The sequence below is a fragment of the Salinimicrobium gaetbulicola genome, from assembly GCF_042676025.1.
Lineage (GTDB): Bacteria > Bacteroidota > Bacteroidia > Flavobacteriales > Flavobacteriaceae > Salinimicrobium > Salinimicrobium gaetbulicola.
Genome location: NZ_JBHTJP010000035.1, coordinates 748,547 through 771,915, shown reverse-complemented (window position 1 = coordinate 771,915; position 23,369 = coordinate 748,547). Strand labels below are relative to the sequence as shown.

Genomic DNA, 23,369 nt, shown 5'->3' with positions numbered 1-23,369 from the left:
ACCGGCTTTTTAATTCCTAAAAAATTATTTATCCTATTTCTGTATTTCTCAATCTCAAAGCATTTGCGATCACCGAAACAGAGCTAAAGCTCATTGCTAAAGCTGCTATCATGGGCGATAGTAATAGTCCGAAGAACGGGAATAGCACTCCTGCAGCGATGGGAACTCCCAGGGAGTTATAGATCAAGGCGAAAAAGAGATTCTGTTTGATATTTCTCATCACCTTTTTACTCAGGTTTTTGGCTTTAACCACGCCATGAAGATCTCCTTTCACAAGCGTTATTTCAGCACTTTCAATGGCAACATCTGTTCCTGTTCCCATAGCTATCCCAATATCGGCCTTTGCCAACGCGGGTGCGTCGTTTATCCCGTCACCGGCCATCGCTACTTTTTTACCCTGTGCCTGGATCTTTTCGACTTCCGCCAATTTATCCTGGGGTAACATCCCGGCTCTGAAACCTGAAAGATGCAGTTCCTTAGCTACAGCCGATGCCGTAATTTCGTTATCACCGGTCAGCATGATAACCTCAACCCCCTCATCGATCAGATCCTTAATGGCTTGTTTACTGGTTTTCTTTATTGGATCGGTAATGGTAATATAGCCGGCAACTTGTTTTTCAATTGCAACAAAAGAAACTGTTTTTCCCTGTTTTTGCTCCTCTTTCACTTTTGACTGAAGTTCGTCTGAAACCTCAGTCCCTATCTCTTCCATCAAACCGTAATTCCCAATGGCAACTTCTTTTCCTGATGCTGTTCCTGTAACACCTTTTCCGGTGACCGCGTTAAAATTAGAGGCTTCAGAAAGTTCCACCTTACGTTCCTTCGCAAAATTGACGGTAGCAGCAGCCAGCGGATGCTCACTCTGTGAATTTATTGAGGCAATATAATTGATCATTTCTTCTTCCGTAAAGGAATCATTTGCCACCACTACTTTTTCTACGGAAGGTTTTCCTTCAGTAATTGTGCCCGTCTTGTCAATAATCAGGGTATCTATCTTATCCAATTGTTCAAGCGCCTGGGCATTCTTGATCAGAACTCCATTTTGAGCACCTTTTCCAACACCTACCATGACCGACATTGGAGTGGCCAGACCCAGGGCGCAAGGACAGGCAATAATCAAGACCGCTATTGCGTTGACCAAAGCATAAACATGTGCAGGTTCAGGTCCGTAAATAGCCCAAACGACATAGGTAATAATGGATATAAAAACTACGATGGGCACGAAATACCCGGAGATCTTGTCGGCGAGTTTCTGAATGGGCGCCTGGGAACGACTCGCATCATTAACCATTTTAATGATCTGTGATAACAAGGTCTCATCCCCCACCTTTTCAGCCTTCATGGTAAAGCTGCGGTTCCCGTTAATGGTTCCTGAAGTAACCGTATCACCTTCGGCTTTCTCAACAGGAATTGGTTCCCCGGTAATCATGGATTCATCAATATTGGTCTGTCCTTTTTCAATACTTCCGTCCACCGGAATCTTATCACCCGGTTTAACACGAAGAATGTCTCCCACCTGGATATCATCGGTATCAATTTCTTCCTCCTTGCCATTAACAACCCGAATTGCCTTGTTAGGCGCGAGTTTTAAAAGCTCTTTTATCGCGGAATTCGTGCGGGAGTGCGCACGGGCCTCCAATAACTGGCCAAGCAATACAAGGGTCAGTATTACTGTGGCAGCTTCAAAGTAAACATGTACGGTACCCTCGTGAGTCTTGAATTGTTCCGGGAAAAAATCTGGAAAAAGCATTCCAAAAACGCTAAACACCCAGGCCACCCCGGCTCCGATCCCGATCAAAGTGAACATGTTGAGGTTCCAGGTTTTTATGGACCGGTATGCTCTTTCAAAGAACATCCAGGTCGCATAGAAAACAACAGGAAGCGAAAGCGCGAACTGTACCCAGTTCCAGGCTTTCATACCCATCATGTCATAAAGTGGATTTTCAGATAGCATTTCAGACATCGCTATTAAAAATATGGGAAGGGTAAATGCGACTGCAATCTTGAATTTTTTAAGAAGCTTATTATAGGTCTTCTTTTCAGCAGAAACCTCAGCTTCCATAGGAACAAGGTCCATTCCGCAGATAGGACAACTTCCGGGTTCGTCTTTGATCACTTCTGGATGCATTGGGCACGTGTACCGTGTCCTTTCGGCCTTAAGACTCACCTCTTCTACAAGGTCCATTCCGCAGACGGGGCAATCTCCGGGCTTATCGTAAGTCTTATCGCCTTCGCAGTGCATAGGGCAATAAAAGGTGCCGGTACCTATTCCTTTGGGTTTTTCAGGCTTAGGAGCGGCTGTCACATCCTGCCCGGGCAGGAAAATATTGTAAGATCCTGCTTCTTCCAGCAAGACTTCCTGGAAAGCTGTTACAGGAACCGGTTTTTGCATTTCAATTTTCGCTTCCGCTTTTTCCAGGTCAACGTTTACTTTTTCAACCCCTTCCACTTTCTGAAGCACCTCTTCCACGTGAGCCTGACATCCGCTACAGGTCATACCTGAGATCTCAAACTGCTGCTCAAGTTTACCTTTTTTCGGAGCGTCTAAAATGTGATATCTGCCCCCGTCTTTTTGAAGCGCGTCCTCAAAAACACCAACCGCAATATGCTTTTGCATTTCAATTACAGCTTCGGCTTTTTCGAGGTCAACAGAAACGGTTTTTACACCATCTACTTTACTCAACACCTCTTCCACGTGTGCTCGGCAGCCGTTGCAGGTCATGCCAATGATCCTATAGTGATGCGTCATCCCGGACTTTTTTTCTTCGGAAAAAGAAGGCTCGGAAAGGTCATTTTTGGAAGCTGTTGTATGTTTTTCTTGGGAAGAAGCGGGCTCTAAAAGGTCATTTCCGGAAGTCTTATTTGCAGCAGAAATATGATATTTTTCGTTTTCCTTCTGAAGGGCCGTCTCAAAAGTTTGCAGCGGAATGTGTTTTTCCATTTCGATGACCGCCTCCGCTTTCTCAAGATCTACAGAAGCGTTTTTCACGCCTTCCACTTCCTGAAGCACCTTCTCTACATGAGAACGGCAGCCATTGCAGGTCATGCCCTCTATTTTATAGGTATGTTCCATAGCCCCTTCGGAAGAAGAGGATTCTGAAATGTCATTTTTGGCTGCCTTCTCTCCAGCGGAAATATGATATTTTTCATTTTCCTGCTGAAGAGCTTTCTCGAAAGTTTCTAAAGGAATGTGTTTTTCCATTTTGATCAACGCTTCAGCCTTTTCAAGGTCAACTGAAGCGTTTTTCACGCCTTCAATCTCCTGAAGCGTTTTCTCGACGTGAGACCGGCAACCGTTACAGGTCATCCCGGTTATTTTATATGTGTGTTCCATATCTTTTAACTTTACTAAACAAAGTTCGCAGGAAAAAAGACAGGAGCGTTATATAATTCTGGAAATTTATGGCAAGATTTCCCTAATCCTCCTGGTTCTCCAGCCTGTAAATTATCTTTTTCATTTGCGCGATCTCTCGCTTTTGAGCTTCAATGATCTCTTCCGCAAGTTTTTTAGTTTCCGGATCTTTGATATCTGCCCTTTTACTGGTTAATATGGCGATGGAATGGTGAGGGATCATAGCTTTCATATATAGCACATCCCCAATGACAGGTGCCTGGGCTCTTACCAGTCCCAGCGCCGAAACAAAAAGTAAGGCACTGCCCACATAAATTCCTATATTCTTTTTCCTGTTCTTATACATATTCAGCATGAATGAAAGCATGATAACCGCCATTGCAGAAATTCCCAGACAGGTCATATAAAACCTGGTAAGACTAAAGTACACGTGATCGAACTCATAAGTGTTCAGATACATAGTGATGTACATGGCTATAAATGAAAGTCCAAGCATCCAGAAAAATTTTCCGTAGTTACCGCCTTTCATTTTTTTATCTTGTTTAGATTCCATCTTTGAGTTTTTTGGTTGGAAATTATTTTACTTTTTAATGGTTTTTTCCACTGACCCGCAGTCGGGCATTTTTTCACCGAAATACGGGTTGGAGATCTCTTTAACATCCGCATACCAATAAGCTCCCTTATTGTTAAAAGCCATAGGACAATACTTCTTATAAATGGTCCCTTTAGACAGGGCATCTTCAAACATGGGCCCCGCTTTTTCGGTAAAAGCAGCGAACAATTTTCTTTGTTCTTCTATATCATCTGTTTCTGCCAATTGTTGGGCTAGAGTTTTCATTTCTTGCCTTTCAGGAGAGAAAGAATCGGCCATCGCCTCGGCGACCTCATTCACCTTATCCGTATCCTCATTGGTAAGGGCGAATTTTATTTCGAGGTAATTGTGCCATATCTTCCCGGTCATTCCATCTATAAAATCCTGGTCGGCAACATCTGCGGTCTTTTTTTCAGCTTTTTTTCACCTCTTCAGGAGTTTTGATCTCTACCGATTGATTTTCCTTCTCGCCTTTACAGGAGAACAGCACAGTGGTCAGCAAAAAGACCATACAGAAGTTTAAGACTTTCATAGCTTTAAAATTTAGTTTCTTTAATACTAAATTCGAAAAAAGGCTATGGAATCTTTCATAAAGAATTGGTAAAACTCAATCAAACCGCTGGTTTAAAAGAATTTTCTCAATTCCTGAAGAAAAATTGATCTAAAGCTTATCGAGGGGAATACGTTTGTTCTCCTTCACCTGTTTAAAATGCGTAGGCGTGAGACCGGTGACCTTTTTGAACTGCTTGCTAAGGTGGGAAACGCTGGAATAATTCAGCTGCAAGGCAATTTCACTAAGGGAAAGTTCGTCATAGACCAGAAGCTCCTTTACTTTCTCAATCTTCTGAGTGATGACATATTGTTCAATGGTCATTCCCTGAACTTCAGAAAACAACTTGCTGAGAGCCGAATAATCCTGGTGGAATCTTTCGGAAAGGTATTCTGAAAATGTGATTTTAAGAGGCTCTTCAGAGTAATGTACTTGTTGCAGAATACTAGTTTTGATATTTTCTATGAGCCGGGTTTTCTTATCGTCTATAAGTTCGAAACCCAGATCCTTGAAGTGATCGGCCAGTTCCTTTTTTTGAGCAGGGGTGATCTCCTGGTCGAGTTCCACCTCCCCAAGAGTCACTGTAACGGGATGAAGCCCGAACTTTTCCAGCTCAGACTTCACCACCATGATACAGCGGTTACAAACCATATTTTTAATATACAGTTTCACCTTTAAATTCTATTTAATGGTATCTCTTACGCTACCACACTTAAGCATCTTATCACCGTAGTATGGGTTGCGGATCTCTTCAGAAGATGAAAGCCAGTATCCGCCTTTTCCTTCAAAAGCCATCGGGCAGTACTGCTTGTAAATAGCTCCAGAACTTAGGGTTCCTGCCATCATTTCTTCTACCGCCGAAGAAAGGTCTGAAAATGCGGTTCTCTGCTCGTTTAGTTCTGAGCTTTGAGCGATCTTTTGAGCTGCGCTCATAGCATCTTCCTTACCACCTGCAGCCTGTAAAGCGTCAACCAGCATTTTACCGCCATTTTGAGCTTCGGCAGCATCACTCTTCACTAAGGCTGTTTTGATATGATCATAGTGTCCATATACAGCAGCCATTTTCTCATCTTTAAATGCCATTTCAGCAGTCATTGCAGAGTGATCCATTTCCTGGCTCATCTCATGCATTTCTTCACCTTCCATATGCATTTCATGATCTGCATGCGTTGCATCTTCAGCTTCATTCTCCTTTTTAGAATCACCACATGAATTTAAGGTGATCGCTCCCAAAAAGGCCATTAATAATAATCTTGCGTTTTTCATTTTAAAATTTATTTATAGTTAAAGTTATGGATTTACTTAATTCTTTTGACGACTTCGCCACAGGTCAACATGGCCTCACCGTAATAAGGATTCTTAACATCTTCGGAAAGGCTTAACCAATCTGCTCCTTTATTAGTGTTTGCCATAGGACAATGCTGCACAAAAACCGGGGTATCAATTTCATCCAGATTAGAAGCAAAAGCGATCATATTCTTTGAGAGTACAATAAAATGCTCCCGCTGATTCTCCAGTACATCATTTTCAGAAATAGCCTGCAGCATTTGGACCATTTCGTTCACATGGGAAACTTCCATAGCTCCCAAATTACCGGTTTTAAGGCTTTTCACTTCCTGAAGCATTTTATAAGCATTAGACTTTACATTTTCTACATCAGAGCTTACAAAGGCGTCTTTCAATTCAAAATACGTACTTAGCACAGTAGTGAAATCCTTCTGGAAAGTTTCCGGTAAATTCATCTTCATCTGTTCCGGATCCTCAGGCATTCCTTCACTTGCATTCATCATGGATTTTTTTCCCTGCAACTGGGCGGCAGCATCTACGGTGAAAGTTCCGTTTACTACTATTTCCTCCCCATTCTCCAAACCTTCGAGAACAACATACCTGTCTCCCATGGATCTTCCAAGTGTTACTTCCCTCATTTCAAATACAGGCTCGGTTGGAACAGGTTTTACATATACCAGGGAGCGATCTCCTGTCCAGAGCACCGCAGATTTCGGAATGTTAACTGTTACCTCTTCTGTTTCCACTCCGGCTGTTTTCACTTCTCCCTGCACGAACATTCCCGGCTTGAAGATGTTATTCTTGTTTTCCAGGTCGGCCCTAACCTGTACAGTTCTACTTGAGGTATTTAGCACTGGATCGATAAAAGAAACAGTGGCTTTAAATTCCTTTTCTGGATAAGCATTTGTAGTAATAGTGATCTCCTGCCCTACCTCAATATTCCTGATCTGGTTCTCATAAGCATCAAAAACCGCCCAAACACTGTTTAAGTTTGAAATCTTATAAAGGGGCTGCCCCTGCTTCACGTAATCTCCTTCCTGTACCAGTTTATCTGTTACAGTTCCGTTTACCGTGGCATACACAGGAAAATTCTCTCTAACAGCACCTGATGCTTCTATCGCCTCGATCTGCTTATCTGAAAGTTTCCACAGTTTCAGCTTATTTCTAACCGCATTGTATAAAGCCGGCTGACTTTCTTTCATTCGGGCTGCCGTTAGTAATTCTTGTTGAGCCGCAACCAGTTCAGGTGAATAGATGGTTGCCAGTAATTGCCCACGATTCACCTGTTCCCCGGTGAAATTCACATTCAGATCTTCGATCCTTCCGGCGAAATAGGCTACCTGTACCGCATTTGCTTCCTCGTTCACCTGTATTTTTCCTGAAAGCTTCAGATTGTTACTTCCAATTTCTCCGCCACCCACAATTGTGGTCTGAATATTAGCCAGGGCCAGAGCATTCTCTGAAAGTTTAAATTGATCAGCAGCCAGACCGTCTGCTCCCGCTTCAGCAGGGATCAAATCCATTCCGCAGATAGGGCAATCTCCTGGTTCCGGCTGCATGATCTGCGGATGCATGGAACAAGTCCACATCTGGGTTGCCGATTCTCCTTCATGATCGTGAGCCGCATCGCTTACGTTTGCATCAGAACCACTAAACATCCAGTAGCCCAGCGCCAGGCCGGCCACCAATATTCCTAGGTATATTAATATTCTTTTCATCTTATTCGTATTAAGAAATGATCTTTCTGTTTTAATTGGTCAAATAGTTTACCAGGGCCGTCTGCTGGTAATAGTTTTTTACGGCTTCAATCAATCCGGTCTGAAATCTCAACTGCATTTCCTGGATATCCAGAACATCGTCAAAATCTATAGTCCCGGTTTCATAATTCTTAACCAGTATTTCTTCTGCGTCCTTGGCCTGTTTGATATTGCGTATAAATGTATTTGCCGTGATCCTGGCCGATCTTCGGTTGCTTACAGCCGAAGCCAGCAAATTTTCCAACATATTTTGTCTTTCCTCTCGTTGAGACAGAATTTCCTTTTGCCTGATCTCATTCTGGCGCGTAACCGATTTGTACTTGTTATTGAAAATTGGAATTGAAACCGAAACCATAGGCATAAGGATATCTTTTCCGTTTTCATCTACCACCATGTCAGTACGCTCTGCTACCGGGATATAATCCAGCCCGAATCCAAGCTTTGGAAGAGCATCTTTCCTGTTTAACGCTTCCGCCTCATTGATGGATTCATACAAACGTTCGAATTTCAACAACTCCGGATGCACTTCTGCGACGGTCAAAGTCTCCATTACGGCTTCATTTGGAATCGCCATGGAATCAACAACGGTTATCTCCAGATCTTCTTTTCGATTCAATAAGTTGTTGAAATTCACTTTTTCAGCCTCCAGATCCTGCTCTATGGTTTCCTTTTGCTGATCAAGGTCATTCTGTCTCATTTGAAGCCGAAGCACGTCTACGGCTGAAGCACTTCCCACCTCAAGTGAATTTAAAGCCAACTCACGATACACCTCCAACAATTCAATGTTCTCAATCAACACCTCTTTCCTGGCTTTCAGAGAATACAACCTGTAATAGGATTGGGCCACAGATAAGGCCAGTTTTCTCCGCGCTACCGAAACTTCAACATATTCAGCTTCAGCCATAGCACTGGCATAGTTCTCCCGGGTGGTAATAGTTCCGAACCAGGGTATCATTTGGCGGACTGAAAAACGGGCTTTTTGAGCCCCAGTCCTGGTCTCGGGTTCGCTGATAAAATAACCCGCGCTAAATTCAGTATCGGGTAAAGAATTAACTTCCTTAACCTTTTCAGAAGCAAGGTCAAATCGGAGTTCAAATTTCTGAATTTCCGGGTTGTTCTTTTCTGCTTCCAGTATATATGACTCTAGTTGTTGAGCCTTTCCGTTAAATCCAAAAAGAATAAGGAAAAGTACAAACAAGGTTTCTCCTATATTTATTCGGGACAAACTTTTGAATTTTTTCAAATTAATTTTCATCCTAATATTCTTTTAGTTCTTTATTCTTTTCAATTCCGCTTCTTTACGCCAGCTATATAAAACCGGAACTACAAACAGCGTCATAAGAGCGATCAACATTCCTCCAAAACTTGGGATCGCCATAGGGATCATAATATCACTTCCGCGTCCCGTCGATGTCAGGATCGGCAGAAGGGCCAAAATGGTGGTGGCTGTTGTCATCAAACAAGGACGGATCCTTTTCTCACCTGCCTCGATCACAGAAGCTCTTATCTCTTCTCTTGTTTTCGGAACATTCCTGTCGAAAGTCTGCGTGAGGTAGGTAGCCATAACCACACCGTCATCTGTAGCGATCCCGAATAAGGCAATGAAACCTACCCAAACGGCAACACTTAAATTAATAGTGCGCATCTGGAAAAGGTCCCTCAGGTTTTCACCGAAAAAACTGAAATTTAAGAACCACTCCTGACCGTAGAACCAGATCATTAGGAATCCACCTGCAAAAGCGACAGCTATCCCGGTAAACACCATTAATGACGTCGAAACCGACCTAAACTGGAAATATAGAATAAGGAAGATTATGATAAGGGAAAGAGGCACTACCACCGAGAGAGTCTTTTCAGCTCTAAGCTGGTTCTCATATGTTCCTGTAAACCTATAAGTAATTCCTTCAGGAACTGACAATTCACCTGAGTCAATTTTTTCTTTGATCAGATCCTGAGCATTTTCTACTACATCAACTTCGGCAAACCCATCTAACTTATCGAACAGCACATAGCCTATAAGGAAGGTATCTTCACTCTTGATAACCTGCGGGCCCTGTTCATACCTTACCTCTACCAATTCTCCCAGCGGTACGGAGTTTCCTCCTTCCACGGGAATGTAGATATCTTTAATATCCTGAGGGTTCGCCCGTAGCTCCCTCGGATAGCGAACCCTCATTCCATATCTTTCCCGGCCTTCTACCGTTTGGGAAATGACCATTCCTCCTACCGCAACTTCAAGCACCTGCTGTACATCTTCAATGGCAATACCGTAACGCGCCAGTCTATCCCGTTTTATATCAATGAGGAGATAAGGTTTTCCCACTATCCTGTCAGCAAAAACGGCTTCATCCTTTACACCTTCAGCCTCCTTCAAAATATCTTCCAGTTTTAAACCGAAAGCTTCTATCGTTTTGAGGTCAGGTCCTTTCACCTTGATCCCCATAGGAGCCCGCATCCCGGTTTGCAACATGACAAGACGCGTTTCAATAGGTTGCAGTTTTGGTGCTGAGGTCACTCCGGGCAATTTGGTCACCTTCACAATTTCGTTCCAGATATCGTCAGGGGACTGAATATGAGGTCTCCAGTTTCTGAAGTATTCCCCATCCTCATCGGGGATCAATTGCTCCCTGTTAACTTTAAGCGGATCTTTTATACTTGAGCTTTCATAATTGGCATCTTCATCTACTTCAGTATTAGGGTTTAATGCCAGTTTCCCGCTTTTCAGTATAAATAAACCATCCTCATTAACCTGGTAACGTTGCGGTTCTCCCTCTTCATTACGCATGTACTCAGATCTGTACTGAATGATGTTCTCATACATTGAAAGAGGTGCAGGGTCAAGGGCTGATTCTGTACGGCCGGCTTTTCCCACCACGGTTTCTATCTCCGGAATCCCTGCAACTGCCATATCCAGTTGCTGCAACACCCTTTTATTCTCTTCAACCCCGGCATGAGGTAAAGATGTAGGCATCAACAGAAAAGATCCTTCATTAAGTGAAGGCATGAATTCCTTTCCGGTATTTCTCATTATCAAAAATCCCAGGATCACAACAACCGCAGGCACAGAGAGGAATAAGATCTTATTATCCAGAGTCCAGGTAAGAATACGGGTATAATAATTTCGAAAAACAGTAAATGCTCCCAAAAGCCCAAAGGCTATCAATCCCACGAATAAAAAGTTCATTACAACACTCCGATCGAAACCTAAGGGTCTCCAGTATTCAGCCAGCAGGTATACAATAGCAAAGGCAGAGATGATAACATTTATAAGATTAGATTTTTTGGAAGTGATCTTCTTTTTAAGAAGCATCAATCCTGTAACCCCAAATGCGATTGCAACAATACCTATAAAATACCCAAACCCAAGAGCTGTAATCCCTGCTATTATCAATAATGTATTCACGACAAACCCGACACTTGTTCGCGCAGTCCTTTTCTTAAAGAAAGCCGCGGCAAAAGGCGGAATTAAAAACAGCGCCACAATAAGAGAAGCCGTAAGGGCCATGGTTTTGGTAAAGGCCAGGGGTCGGAACAGCTTACCTTCGGCACCTATCATCGTAAACACCGGGATAAAACTTATTATCGTGGTAAGTACCGCTGTCAAAATAGCTCCTGAAACTTCAGAAGTGGCATTATATACAATCGTATTTATTGGCAGTCTCTTCCCATTTTCATCGGTACTCAGTTCGTCAATATGCCGTAGAATATTTTCGGAAAGTATGACCCCTACATCTACCATGGTACCAATAGCAATTGCAATACCCGAGAGGGCGACAATATTTGCCGGAACATCAAAGAGCTTCATGGAAATAAAGACCATCAGCACGGCAACCGGCAGCAAGCTCGAAATGAGTATTGAGGCCCTTAAATTATACACCATTATAATGATGACGAGAATTGTAATCAGGATCTCCAGGCTAAGAGCTTCATTCAAAGTGCCAAGAGTTTCCTGTATAAGTTCTGTCCTGTCATAGAAAGGAACAATAGTGACCTGGGAAACTCGCCCGTCACTCAATTCCTTTGAAGGAAGTCCACCACTTATCTCAGCTATCTGTTCCTTCACATTATTGATCACCTCTAATGGATTGGCTCCATAACGTGCAACCACTACTCCACCTACAACCTCAGCGCCTTCCTTATCAAGTATTCCGCGTCTTTGGGCAGGCCCTAAAGAAACTTTAGCGATGTCTTTTATGCGTATGGAGGTGTAGTCTTCTGAAGTAACCACGGCATTTTCTATATCCTCGATGGATTTGACATATCCCAGTCCGCGAACAAGGTATTCCGCCTGATTGATCTCCAGGGTTTGCGCGCCTATATCCCGGTTACTTTCTTTTACAGCCATGACCACCTGCTTCAAACCAATGTCATACTGACGCATAAGTTCAGGGTTCACATCAATCTGATATTCCTGAACATATCCTCCGATGGAAGCTACTTCAGAAACTCCACTGGCTCCTGAAAGCGCATATTTCACGTAATAGTCCTGAATACTCCTCAACTCATGGAGATCCCAACCGCCTGTAACATTGCCATCCTTATCTCTCCCTTCCAAAGTATACCAGAAGATCTGTCCGAGACCAGTCGCATCAGGGCCTAGAGCCGGATTCACCCCTTCGGGTAGTAAATTGCTGGGTAGGGAATTCAGCTTTTCAAGAATCCGGCTACGGCTCCAGTAAAATTCAATGTCTTCTTCAAAAATGATGTAAATGCTCGAAAAGCCGAACATTGAGGAACTTCGAATGGTTTTCACCCCGGGGATCCCGAGTAAAGAAGTGGTTAGCGGATAGGTGATCTGATCCTCAATATCCTGAGGAGATCTTCCCGGCCACTTGGTAAAAACTATCTGCTGGTTCTCACCAATATCTGGAATCGCGTCAACCGCGACAGGATCTGTTGGCAGAATCCCGGTTTCCCAGTTAAAAGGTGCTGTAACTATTCCCCATCCCACAAATAACAGGAGAAGAAGGATAGCTACAAGTTTGTTTTCTATTAGAAATTTGATGCCTTTATTTAGCATGTTAAAATGATATTAAGTTCAAGAATTGAAAAATCGAACAAAGTCCAATAATCCGGATCGGGCCTCAAAAAAGCATTTTCGGGCCTGTCTTTCTAAAACTTAAAATATCAAATAAGAAAGGTCTGGTCTCTCAACTGTATGTCATAGACCAGCAAAGGCGGGGAATAATCGGAAAAAGGAATCAGTGCTTTTGGCAGTTCCTGAAATAACTCTACATAAGAGTAGGTAAAACTAGCAAGGAAAACCTGCTTAGGGTGGTCAAGGTCATTAAAAGATATCTTTAAATCTTCCTGACCTTCAACATGAATAGTTTGATCTTTACATCCGTGACCATCCATCATTTCACCTGAATGTTCCATTCCACAATCTTCTGCTTCAGAGAATATGGCAAGGTCCACCAGTACACTTCCGCAGAAATGTTTATCTACGGTAAATGATATGGTTGAGAACAGCACCAAAAGTGCCATTAACAAAGAGCCGGATTTTTGAAAAACCTTTTTCACGGAAACAAAGTTAATTGTTTTTCCTGAATATAAACAAGAAAATGAAGAAAGCATATGAGGAGTAGAAGTGGATTAATACTATACAGACTAAAGTTTAGGTTTAGGGCATCAAATTGAAATTCCTATCAAAAGTATAATATGAGAAGGGGACGAAAACTTATTTGTTCGGAAATATTGTATGATTATATTCGCAGAGGAAAAGATATCATTCGTCCGGTAAACGAACATGTGAACACCGGGGTGGATGCTGCTAACCTGGATATTTCAGCGACCGACAACCGGACGATCTGTCCAATTCCTGCCAGTGAAATTGAGGCTTCCGGAATGCAGCAAACAGAAGGATATTAATAAAGCATAATAGAGAAAATACGTTGGAGATCGGGCGGTAGAGGATACTTCTCATTCCGGTCTCCTTTAATAAAAAAACAATGGTAAAAAGACAAACAGCCTTAAAGATTAGACAGGCACACCGGTATTTAGGGTTATTTTTAGGAATACAGTTCATCATGTGGACCGTGAGTGGTTTATACTTCAGCTGGACAGATATTGATGAGATCCACGGAGACCAGTACCATAAAACTGAAATGAGTCACCCCAGTTTTGAGGGCTTGTTGAGCCCTTCAGAATCGACAGGGATGGAGGTGCACTCGGCAGTATTGAAAGAGATTGCCGGGGAACCGTATTATTGGATCAACCACAGCATGCTGCATAATGCCCGTACCGGCGAAATGAAGAAGGGAATTACTGAAGCTGAGGCTCTTGCCATAGCAGAAAGTAAGATGATAGATGGATTAAAAGTAGAAGATGTAGAGAGGATCACAGAAACGGGAGACCACCATGAATACCGCGGAGGTCCACTGCCTGCATATGTGATTTCCTATGATACTCCGGAAAATATCAAAGCCTATATCTCAATTACTGACGGAACATTTAGAACCTTGAGGCACCGAGACTGGCGAATCTTCGATTTTCTTTGGATGACGCATACGATGGATTATGGGGGGCGTGATGATTTCAACAATTTAGCGCTCAGAATTTTTTCTTTAATGGGCCTTATTACGGTATTGAGCGGTTTTGTACTGTGGTACATCTCCTCGCCAACGGTTAGAAAGGTTATTGACCCTAAAAAGAAGAAGAAAAAGAAAAAACGCGCCTAGTTAAAAATTTAGCCTTCTGATCTTTGATAAGGTTGATACCGGTAATTTTTAAATTAGCCAGAAAAGGCTGTCGGGAGGCAGCCTTTTTTGTTGCCTGATTTTGAAAAAGACCCAGGTCGTCCTTTTGTGCGAAATTAATAGCCATAAAATGTAAGTGTCCAAGTCAGTACATTATATATCACCCAATTATCTCGATCTGGACCAGATAAGGAAAATCATTGCGCAAGAAAAAAAATTACTGTTAAGCGAGGAGTCCAAACGGTCAATACCAGCCTCTTGAAAATAGTTTTAAACAATGGCTTCAGAAGAACAAAGAAAAGATCCAGGTTTAGACTTTATCGGAACTGGACTTTTCAGCCGTGGCTTTTTGCAAGCGATAATAGAAGAAGGCAGGTAATAAAATAAGGATCAAAACCGGATGTGCCAGGAATCTGCGCACGTAAAACGCTGCCAGATAATCATCTGGAGTTACATTTTGCATGAGGTATACAAAAAGGGGAAATAGCACCACAAAAAAAGTGAAAAATATAATCCCTGAAAATTTTATGATCCCCCAACTCCTAAATGCCACGAAGAGAATAGTCAATGAAATTATGGTATTCAGCAAAAACCTTAAAAAAACATTAAAGAACATCTCTGGAGGGAACTCCAGGCTCTCATTTGGCTTAAAGGCATTTTCAAAGAAATACATGAATGGATCGTAAAAGAATCGGTACTCGAACATTCTGATCATTGCCAGAAGGATCACTAAAAAGCCTATTATCAATAGTTTTACACCCGGTTTCATGTTCTTATTTGTTTAGAATAAATAGCGATCCAGAACACCCAAAGCAAGAATACCGTTCCATAAATGATCAACGGGAACGCGATGGTATGTAAAAAATGTGCGTACTGCGGAAATTCATAGATTCCCACAGCTAAAACTCCAATCCGCAGAATATTCGTGATATAAATAATCACTGAACCGGCGAGGATATAACCCAAAGTAGGCTTTACCCTTCCGAAGAATGCCAGCATGAAGGAAACAAACAATATGATTATCGAAACCGAATTACAGCCCTCAATGATACGGGCAACGAACTTCCCGTTTACCATCAAGTGCATAGTAGCCTCGGGAAAACCTGACGAGATCTCTGTCTCATAACCCAGGGCGCTAATCATCATCTCACTCAATACCGCCACGATATAGGTCATAAAGTCGGGATGGTAAGTTGTGGGTTCAAAACTATGAAGGTAGAGATTGTATAAAAAAGCCAATATGAGGTACACTCCTAAGAAGGTCACTATGAAGCGGATTACCGAGGCATATTTTTTAAAAAGCTGAAACAATTCGGGCAAATGATTTTTCCAAAAGTATTGAATTTATAAACTATGGCATCGGTAAATTTTTAAATACTTTTGTACAAAACGAAAATTGTATGTCTTTTGAAAAGTTAAAAAACGAGGCTCAAACCATACTGGGCCAACAGAATACTTCGGTTGATCAAAGATTGAGCGAGCTTTGTGAATTATTAAAAGCTGAGATCACTTATTATACCTGGGTTGGTTTTTATTTTAAGAACGGCGATAAGGAGGAATTAAAGCTGGGACCTTATGCGGGTGAACCTACCGACCATATTATCATTCCTTTTGGAAAGGGTATCTGCGGACAAGTGGCCGTTTCTAATCAAAACTTCGTAGTGCCAGACGTAAAAGCACAGGACAACTATATTGCCTGCAGTATTCACGTAAAAGCGGAAATTGTGGTGCCACTGTTCAAAAACGGGGAAAACATCGGTCAGATCGATATTGACTCCAATGTACCTGATCCCTTTACTGAAGAGGATGAGCGGTTCCTTGAGTTTATAAATGAAAAAGTAGCGGAGATCCTTTAACCACTTTGCTTCAAAAAAATAAGGCGTCAAAAATGTGATTTTTGACGCCTTATTTTTTTAATGTCGTTATGATTTACATTCCTGTTCGAATCGCTTCAACAGGATCCAGTTTAGAAGCAGAGATCGCCGGAATGATCCCGGATATCAGTCCGATCACAGCTGAAACAGCCGTTCCTATGAACATGTTCCAGGGAGACAGAATAAATTGAAAATCACCCGTAAACTGTGAAACCACCACAGAGGCCAGCCACACAAGGAAAAGACCAATTAATCCACCTATCACAGCCAGAATTACTGCTTCAAATAAGAATTGGAACAAAATGAACCGGTTCTTGGCACCTAAAGATTTCTGGATCCCTATTAAGTTGGTACGCTCTTTTACACTTACAAACATAATGTTGGCGATCCCAAAACCTCCTACCAACAGCGAGAAACCACTAATGATAAGCCCAATAAAATTCATTTGCCCCGTAATATTATCAATGAAATCTGTGAAGCCCTGAAGCTGGTTCACGAAAAAGTTATTCACCTCATCCCTTTTCAAGCCCCTGGTATTTCTCAACTGCTGTTCGACCATTGCCACGAACTCGGCATTGTCATCCACATCATCATTAGGTTTTAGAACGATCTGCGGAAAGGTACTACGACTGTTGCTTCCGTAAATTCGTCTAACAATATTCACAGGAATGAACACATTGGTATCATGTGACCCACCAAATAAACTCTGACCTTTCTTTTCCAGTAGTCCGATCACCGTAAATTTCCGGCCATATAACCGCACCTTTTTCCCTATCGGGTCACTGCCTTCAAAAAGATTTTCAGCCACATCATGACCAAGAATGATCACCGGGGCACCACGCACCGATTCTGCCTGGTTAAAAAACCGTCCTTCTTCCAGTTGTAAGGCTTCAATATCATAATATTCCCAGGACACGGCGGCAATTCCCACATCATTGGCGGTATTCTCCCGGTATTTTATAGCCTCCTGCGGAACATTCAATACGAAGGATGCAGCCTCCAGGTCGGGTAAACTTTTACTTAGGTATTCATATTCTTCGTAAGTAACATCGGGAAACTGTTGTCTTTTCCACTGTGGAATTTCAGAAGGACCAAACGAGAATCGCATCACGATTATGGTACTTTGATCTAGTGAACTCAAACTTCCTTTGATCTCTTTTTCGAGCGAATCTACCGCGGCAAGTACCGCAATGATCGAAAATATACCGATGGTCACCCCTAAAAGAGACAACATCGTTCTTAATTTATTGTTTTTTAGAGCGTTAATTGCAAAATTAAAGCTTTCTTTAAGTACCCGTAAGTATATCAACATAGTGCTTGAAGGCAGTATTTTTGGACCCTTGTAACATATGACGCCCACTTTAAAAATTCGTTACAAAATTTAATCACAAATAACAGCTTCAGGATTTATATTTTATACTGAAATACTTACTTTTGCAACCTTACCAAAACCAACACAATGAGCAACTTAAAATCGGCTAAATCAGCTTTAATTTCAGTATTTGACAAGGAGGGCCTTGCTCCTATCGTAAAAAAACTGGATGAGCTGGGAATCACGATCTATTCAACTGGCGGAACAGAAAAATTTATCAAAGACCAGGGAGTAAATGTAATACCTGTAGAAGACGTTACTTCTTACCCTTCAATCCTGGGAGGGCGCGTTAAGACCCTTCACCCAAAAGTCTTTGGAGGAATACTAAACCGAAGTGAGAATGAACAAGATAAAGCTGAACTTAAAGAATACGAGATCCCACAGATCGACATTGTGATCGTGGATCTGTATCCATTTGAAAAGACAGTTGCCTCAGGCGCACCAGATCAAGATATCATTGAAAAGATCGATATTGGAGGGATTTCATTGATCCGTGCGGCTGCTAAGAATTTTAAAGATGTACTTTGTGTATCTTCTGTAGAAGATTACGCTGAGTTTTTACAAATAATTTCTGAAGGGAACGGAGAGACTTCTCTTAAAGACAGAAAGCGATTCGCTGCCAAGGCCTTCAATGTTTCTTCTCACTATGACACAGCCATCTTCAATTATTTCAATGAAGAGGAAACGGTTTATAAAGAAAGTTACACCACCGGAAAGGAATTGAGATATGGGGAGAACCCACACCAAAAAGGCTTTTTCTTCGGGGATTTCGAAAGCATGTTTGATAAATTCCACGGAAAAGAGTTGTCTTACAACAACCTTTTAGATGTGGATGCTGCGGTAAACCTGATGAGCGAATTCCAAAATGAAGCTCCCACTTTCGCTATTTTAAAACACAACAATGCCTGTGGATTAGCGCAAAGAAACACCATTTCAGAAGCTTATAAAGATGCCCTGGCAGGAGATCCTGTTTCGGCTTTTGGAGGGATTTTGATCAGTAACACCGAAATTGACAAGGAAACTTCCGAAGAGATCCATAAATTGTTCTGTGAAGTGGTGATCGCGCCGTCTTATTCCGAAGAAGCTCTGGAGATCTTAAAAGGTAAAAAGAACAGAGTTTTATTGGTTCAGAAGGAAACCGAGCTCCCGCAAAAACAGGTAAGAACTTGTTTGAACGGACTTTTGGTACAGGACAAAGACCTTAAAACCGATACAAAAGAAGATTTAACTTTTGTGACAAACAATAAACCGAACGAGAAGGAGTTAACAGACTTGTTGTTTGCTTCCAAAATTTGCAAACACACCAAATCTAATACTATAGTTCTGGTTAAGAACAATCAATTACTTGCAAGCGGAACCGGACAAACCTCCAGAGTTGACGCTTTACGACAAAGTATTGACAAGGCGAGATCTTTTGATTTTGACCTTAACGGAGCTGCAATGGCCAGTGATGCTTTCTTCCCTTTCCCTGACTGTGTGGAAATTGCCGATAAGGCAGGTATCACTACCGTTATTCAACCAGGAGGTTCCATTAAAGATCAGCTGAGTATTGATTATTGCAATGAAAATAACCTGGCAATGGTGATGACCGGGACAAGACATTTTAAACATTAAATTTACTACATTTACCAAACCTCAAATTTAATTCGAACAAAGCATGGGATTTTTTGATTTTCTCACTGAAGAAATAGCTATAGATTTAGGGACCGCGAATACCCTTATCATTCATAATGACAAGGTTGTTGTGGACAGTCCTTCTATTGTCGCCCGACATAGGACTACGGGTAAAATTATCGCAGTAGGAAAAGAAGCTGCCATGATGCAGGGAAAAACCCATGAAAACATCAAAACCATTCGCCCATTAAAGGACGGTGTAATAGCAGATTTTGATGCCAGTGAAAAGATGCTCACTATGTTCATCAAAGAAATTCCGGCATTAAAGAAGAAGATGTTCACTCCTGCTCTTAGAATGGTAATTTGTATCCCATCGGGCATTACTGAGGTTGAGATGCGTGCGGTAAAGGAAAGTGCAGAAAGAGTAAACGGAAAAGAAGTTTATTTGATCCACGAGCCAATGGCCGCAGCAATTGGTATTGGGGTTGACATCATGCAACCAAAAGGGAACATGATCGTGGATATAGGTGGTGGTACTACAGAGATCGCCGTGATCGCTCTAGGCGGGATCGTATGCGACAAATCTGTAAAGATCGCTGGAGATGTTTTCACCAATGATATCGTATATTACATGCGTACCCAGCATAACTTATATGTGGGAGAACGCACTGCCGAAAAAATAAAGATACAGATTGGAGCTGCCACCGAGGATCTGGAAGTTCCGCCAGATGAAATGAATGTACAGGGGCGTGACCTGTTGACCGGTAAACCAAAACAGGTAAACATCTCTTACAGAGAGATTGCAAAGGCACTGGACAAATCTATCTTAAGAATTGAAGATGCGGTTATGGAAACTCTTTCTCAAACCCCTCCTGAACTCGCTGCAGATATTTACAATACCGGGATTTATCTTGCCGGTGGAGGATCAATGCTGCGCGGATTAGACAAGAGATTATCCCAAAAAACTGATCTTCCGGTATATATCGCAGAAGATCCTTTACGAGCAGTGGTGCGTGGAACAGGAATCACCCTAAAAACGTTAAATCGTTACAAAGGGATCTTGATAAAGTAGGAGTAGCTTATGCAGCAAATAATTAATTTTCTTATTCGCAATAAGAACAATATTCTATTCTTATTGCTGCTTTCTGTTTCCCTGTTTTTAACCATTCAATCCCACTCATATCAAAAAAGTAAATTCATAAGTTCTGCGAATTTTATTAGCGGTGGCATTTATAGCTGGTCCAGTAACATCAATACATATTTCAACCTGGAGGAATATAATCTCCGCCTTTTGGAAGAAAATGAAAGACTGCGATCACGCCTGGCTACTTACGAAGACTCTCTGGACATAAAAGATTATGAAGACACGATTTCTTTCAACGGAAGTTATACTTTTCGGGCTTCAGAAGTGATCAATAACAACTACGCTAAAATGGATAATTACCTCACCATCAAAAATGGTTCTCGCTCCGGAATTGAGCGGGATATGGGAGTAGTTACCAGCAAAGGAATCGTGGGGATCGTGGAAAACGTTTCACCAAATTATTCAACAGTCATTTCTATTCTGAATTCGAACTCAAAAATTAATGCGCAGCTGAAGAAATCGAACCACTTCGGAACGCTGGTTTGGAATGGTCGCGATCCAAACATTGTACAGTTGACCGATGTTCCGGCTATAGCACCGGTTAAAAAAGGCGACACCATTATTACCGGAGGTCGCTCGCTGATCTTCCCTAAGGGCTTACAAATTGGAAGTATCACAGATTACCAACTGGACCAAAGTGAAAGTTACTACACTATTGATATTGAACTTTTCAATGACATGACCAACATCGGTTATGTCTACATTATAGAGAACACAGCCCAGGCTGAGATCAGGAAACTACAAAAACTCACCAAAGATGAATAATGTAGTTATCACCAACACATTTCGGTTTATCTTCCTCATCCTACTGCAAGTATTGCTGTTGAACAATATCAATTTTTCAGGATACATCAACCCATATTTATATGTGTTGTTCATCATACTATACCCCTTTAACGGAAACCAAACCCTCTTTCTCTTTCTCAGTTTTTTACTGGGTCTGGGAGTAGACATTTTTGAAGACAGTGGTGGCATCAACGCGGCTGCATGTCTTGTTATAGCCTATATTAGGCCGTTGATCCTAAGATTTTCCTTTGGAGTGAGTTATGATTATCAAACCATCAAGTTCTCTAATACTCCACCGGGTTCACGGTTGAGTTATATTGCCATTCTCGTCTTTGTGCATCATTTTGTGTTGTTTACCTTGGAATTTTTCAATTTTGCACACTTATTGCTACTTTTCAAAAAAACCTTTTTTTCAGGTATTTTTACCATAATCCTGGTTTTTCTATCATTAGCGCTATTCAACAGAAAATCTAGATGAGAAGAATCTTATTATATATAATCATTATCACGTCGGGACTCATATTTATGGCCCGTCTTTTTTATCTGCAGATTCTTGATGACTCCTTCACCGGACTTTCGGAAAACAACGCGATCAAGGTAGTTTATGATTACCCCCAACGCGGATTTATCTTTGACCGAAATGGAGAGTTACTAGTTTCAAATCAGCCGTCTTATGACGTCATGGTGATCCCAAGAAACCTGAAGCCTTTCGATACAACCGAGTTCTGCAATATATTAGGCCTTACCCGGGAGCAACTTGAAAACCGTCTTGATAAGGCTAAGATCTATTCTCCCCGACTTCCTTCGGTGGTCATTCCACAGCTCACAAAAAGCGAGTATGCCTATCTGCAGGAAAAAATGCGGAAATATGAAGGTTTTTATATTCAGAAAAGGTCCTTAAGAGATTATTATACTGAAAACGGATCGAACCTACTTGGTTATATAACTGAAGTAAACCAACGCATTGTAAATGAGAACCCATATTACATTTCAGGGGACCTTATTGGAAAACAGGGGGTGGAAGGTTATTATGAAGAACTCCTAAGAGGTGTAAAAGGGGTTAAATACATACAAAAGGATCGATTTAACCGGGATATTGGTCCATATAAAGGTGGGGTCTTTGATACCCTTCCGAAGAAAGGAAAAGATCTAACCATTACCATAGATGCTGAACTTCAAAAGTATGGCGAATTACTCATGAAGAACAAACGCGGGGGAATTGTCGCTATTGAACCTGAAACGGGGGAAATCCTGGCAATGGTAACCGCACCTAACTATGATCCGGCACAGTTGGTAGGCAGAAAAAGATCTGAGAACTTCACCCGACTTTATTACGACTCCATCGCAAAACCATTATATGACCGCGGACTTTTGGCAGAATATCCACCTGGTTCTCCTTTTAAGACCATTAATGCTCTTATCGCACTTCAGGAAGGTGTTGTAAACACTCAGGAACGTTTTTCCTGTCAAAGAGGATATTACTATGGCAGAGGACGAAAGATGGGCTGTCATGATCACCCGAGTCCTTTAAGTATGATACCCGGGATCGCGAATTCGTGTAACGCTTATTTCGCCAATATTTACCGAAGGGTCATTGAAAAATACCCTACTCCGCAGGAGGGAATTGATAATTGGGCAAACCACCTACAAAGTTTTGGCTTAGGTGACTACCTGGGATCTGACCTTTCTACAGGGCGCCCAGGAAAAATTCCCGATTCTGAATACTATAATGCCATTTATCAATACCCTAAATACAAATGGTTTGCGCCAGCCACGCTTTCAAATGCGATAGGGCAGGGAGAAGTTTTAATGACACCTATTCAGCTGGCAAATATGACTGCAGCCATCGCGAACAGAGGATGGTTCTACACGCCTCATATCTTAAAGGAGATCGACGGCACACCTATTAAAAAAGAAGAATTTACTCAGAAAAAGTATACTACTATAGAACCGCAATATTTTGAACCGGTCATAGAAGGTATGCACCAGGTGTATAAAAGTGGTACAGCAGCCGGAGTTCGAATTCCGGATATAGAGATTGCAGGTAAGACGGGAACAGCTGAAAACTTCATGAAGATTGATGGAAAAAGAGTCCAGTTGACCGACCACTCGATCTTCATAGCTTTTGCTCCCGTTGACGATCCAAAGATCGCTTTGGCAGTTTTCGTTGAGAACGGTTATTGGGGAGGAAGATACGCGGGACGAATTGCAGGATTACTTATTGAGAAATACCTGAAAGGCGAGATCACTCGTAAAGATATGGAAGACTGGATACTTTCTCACAGTCTGGAAGAAGAATACGCAAAACCTTTAAGCGGCGAACCCTTTAAAATCAACCAGTAA

20 protein-coding genes are annotated in these 23,369 nt (G+C 41.9%); 8 read left to right on the top strand and 12 right to left on the bottom strand.

Annotation, left to right across the window (positions count from 1 at the left end):
* Positions 1–28 precede the first annotated feature (28 nt).
* The 9 genes from ACFQ1G_RS12860 to ACFQ1G_RS12815 all read right to left on the bottom strand — a co-directional run bounded on the left by ACFQ1G_RS12860 (position 29) and on the right by ACFQ1G_RS12815 (position 13,061).
* Positions 29–3,334, bottom strand: a complete 3,306-nt coding sequence (locus ACFQ1G_RS12860) for a heavy metal translocating P-type ATPase (RefSeq protein ID WP_449329125.1) — start codon at positions 3,332–3,334, stop codon at positions 29–31.
* 82 nt (positions 3,335–3,416) lie between these two features.
* Positions 3,417–3,905: a DUF305 domain-containing protein gene (locus ACFQ1G_RS12850; RefSeq protein ID WP_380740167.1), complete on the bottom strand. Its 489-nt coding sequence runs from the start codon at positions 3,903–3,905 to the stop codon at positions 3,417–3,419.
* 27 nt (positions 3,906–3,932) lie between these two features.
* Entirely contained in the window at positions 3,933–4,313 is a 381-nt protein-coding gene (locus ACFQ1G_RS12845; protein WP_380740166.1) for a DUF3347 domain-containing protein, read from the bottom strand.
* Positions 4,314–4,605: 292 nt separating this feature from the next.
* Positions 4,606–5,145: a helix-turn-helix domain-containing protein gene (locus ACFQ1G_RS12840; protein ID WP_449329126.1), complete on the bottom strand. Its 540-nt coding sequence runs from the start codon at positions 5,143–5,145 to the stop codon at positions 4,606–4,608.
* A 30-nt stretch (positions 5,146–5,175) separates the two neighbouring features.
* Entirely contained in the window at positions 5,176–5,760 is a 585-nt protein-coding gene (locus ACFQ1G_RS12835; protein WP_380740162.1) for a DUF3347 domain-containing protein, read from the bottom strand.
* Positions 5,761–5,792: 32 nt separating this feature from the next.
* On the bottom strand, positions 5,793–7,499 hold the full coding sequence (locus ACFQ1G_RS12830; RefSeq protein ID WP_380740160.1) for an efflux RND transporter periplasmic adaptor subunit: 1,707 nt from the start codon (positions 7,497–7,499) through the stop codon (positions 5,793–5,795).
* Between the two features lie 31 nt (positions 7,500–7,530).
* Positions 7,531–8,763 carry a TolC family protein gene (locus ACFQ1G_RS12825; protein ID WP_380740158.1) on the bottom strand — a complete coding sequence of 411 codons (1,233 nt, stop codon included), beginning with the start codon at positions 8,761–8,763 and terminating at the stop codon, positions 7,531–7,533.
* Positions 8,764–8,805: 42 nt separating this feature from the next.
* Positions 8,806–12,558 (bottom strand): efflux RND transporter permease subunit, encoded by a 3,753-nt coding sequence (locus tag ACFQ1G_RS12820; RefSeq protein WP_380740157.1) that lies wholly within the window; start codon positions 12,556–12,558, stop codon positions 8,806–8,808.
* A gap of 107 nt (positions 12,559–12,665) precedes the next feature.
* Positions 12,666–13,061: an HYC_CC_PP family protein gene (locus tag ACFQ1G_RS12815; RefSeq protein ID WP_449329124.1), complete on the bottom strand. Its 396-nt coding sequence runs from the start codon at positions 13,059–13,061 to the stop codon at positions 12,666–12,668.
* 138 nt (positions 13,062–13,199) lie between these two features.
* Between ACFQ1G_RS12815 and ACFQ1G_RS12810 the strand changes: the two genes are divergently transcribed.
* Both ACFQ1G_RS12810 and ACFQ1G_RS12805 read left to right on the top strand, forming a co-directional pair.
* Positions 13,200–13,409 carry a hypothetical protein gene (locus ACFQ1G_RS12810; protein ID WP_380740154.1) on the top strand — a complete coding sequence of 70 codons (210 nt, stop codon included), beginning with the start codon at positions 13,200–13,202 and terminating at the stop codon, positions 13,407–13,409.
* 80 nt (positions 13,410–13,489) lie between these two features.
* Positions 13,490–14,218, top strand: a complete 729-nt coding sequence (locus ACFQ1G_RS12805; RefSeq protein WP_380740152.1) for a PepSY domain-containing protein — start codon at positions 13,490–13,492, stop codon at positions 14,216–14,218.
* A gap of 328 nt (positions 14,219–14,546) precedes the next feature.
* On the opposite strand, the gene ACFQ1G_RS12800 is transcribed toward ACFQ1G_RS12805, so the two are convergent.
* Both ACFQ1G_RS12800 and xrtF read right to left on the bottom strand, forming a co-directional pair.
* Complete coding sequence (locus tag ACFQ1G_RS12800) at positions 14,547–15,005, bottom strand: exosortase F system-associated membrane protein (RefSeq protein WP_380740150.1); 459 nt, start codon at positions 15,003–15,005, stop codon at positions 14,547–14,549.
* Complete coding sequence (gene xrtF / locus ACFQ1G_RS12795) at positions 15,002–15,547, bottom strand: exosortase family protein XrtF (protein ID WP_380740811.1); 546 nt, start codon at positions 15,545–15,547, stop codon at positions 15,002–15,004. The genes ACFQ1G_RS12800 and xrtF overlap by 4 nt, the downstream gene beginning before the upstream one ends.
* Positions 15,548–15,636: 89 nt before the next feature.
* On the opposite strand from xrtF, the gene ACFQ1G_RS12790 reads away from it, so the two are divergent.
* Positions 15,637–16,092, top strand: coding sequence for a GAF domain-containing protein (locus ACFQ1G_RS12790; RefSeq protein ID WP_380740148.1), 456 nt, complete (start codon positions 15,637–15,639; stop codon positions 16,090–16,092).
* 73 nt (positions 16,093–16,165) lie between these two features.
* Here the strand turns inward: ACFQ1G_RS12790 and ACFQ1G_RS12785 are convergent, their stop codons facing one another.
* Positions 16,166–17,422 carry an ABC transporter permease gene (locus tag ACFQ1G_RS12785; RefSeq protein WP_380740147.1) on the bottom strand — a complete coding sequence of 419 codons (1,257 nt, stop codon included), beginning with the start codon at positions 17,420–17,422 and terminating at the stop codon, positions 16,166–16,168.
* A 147-nt stretch (positions 17,423–17,569) separates the two neighbouring features.
* Here ACFQ1G_RS12785 and purH point away from each other — a divergent pair, with 147 nt between their 5' ends.
* The 5 genes from purH to mrdA are packed head-to-tail and all read left to right on the top strand — an operon-like array spanning position 17,570 to position 23,369.
* On the top strand, positions 17,570–19,096 hold the full coding sequence (gene purH, locus ACFQ1G_RS12780; protein WP_380740145.1) for a bifunctional phosphoribosylaminoimidazolecarboxamide formyltransferase/IMP cyclohydrolase: 1,527 nt from the start codon (positions 17,570–17,572) through the stop codon (positions 19,094–19,096).
* Between the two features lie 43 nt (positions 19,097–19,139).
* A complete protein-coding gene (locus ACFQ1G_RS12775; protein WP_380740143.1) occupies positions 19,140–20,168 on the top strand; it encodes a rod shape-determining protein in 1,029 nt (342 codons plus the stop codon).
* A gap of 9 nt (positions 20,169–20,177) precedes the next feature.
* Positions 20,178–21,005, top strand: coding sequence for a rod shape-determining protein MreC (gene mreC / locus ACFQ1G_RS12770; RefSeq protein WP_380740141.1), 828 nt, complete (start codon positions 20,178–20,180; stop codon positions 21,003–21,005).
* Positions 20,998–21,504: a rod shape-determining protein MreD gene (locus tag ACFQ1G_RS12765; RefSeq protein WP_380740139.1), complete on the top strand. Its 507-nt coding sequence runs from the start codon at positions 20,998–21,000 to the stop codon at positions 21,502–21,504. The genes mreC and ACFQ1G_RS12765 overlap by 8 nt, the downstream gene beginning before the upstream one ends.
* On the top strand, positions 21,501–23,369 hold the full coding sequence (gene mrdA / locus ACFQ1G_RS12760; RefSeq protein WP_380740138.1) for a penicillin-binding protein 2: 1,869 nt from the start codon (positions 21,501–21,503) through the stop codon (positions 23,367–23,369). Before ACFQ1G_RS12765 ends, mrdA begins: the two co-directional genes overlap by 4 nt.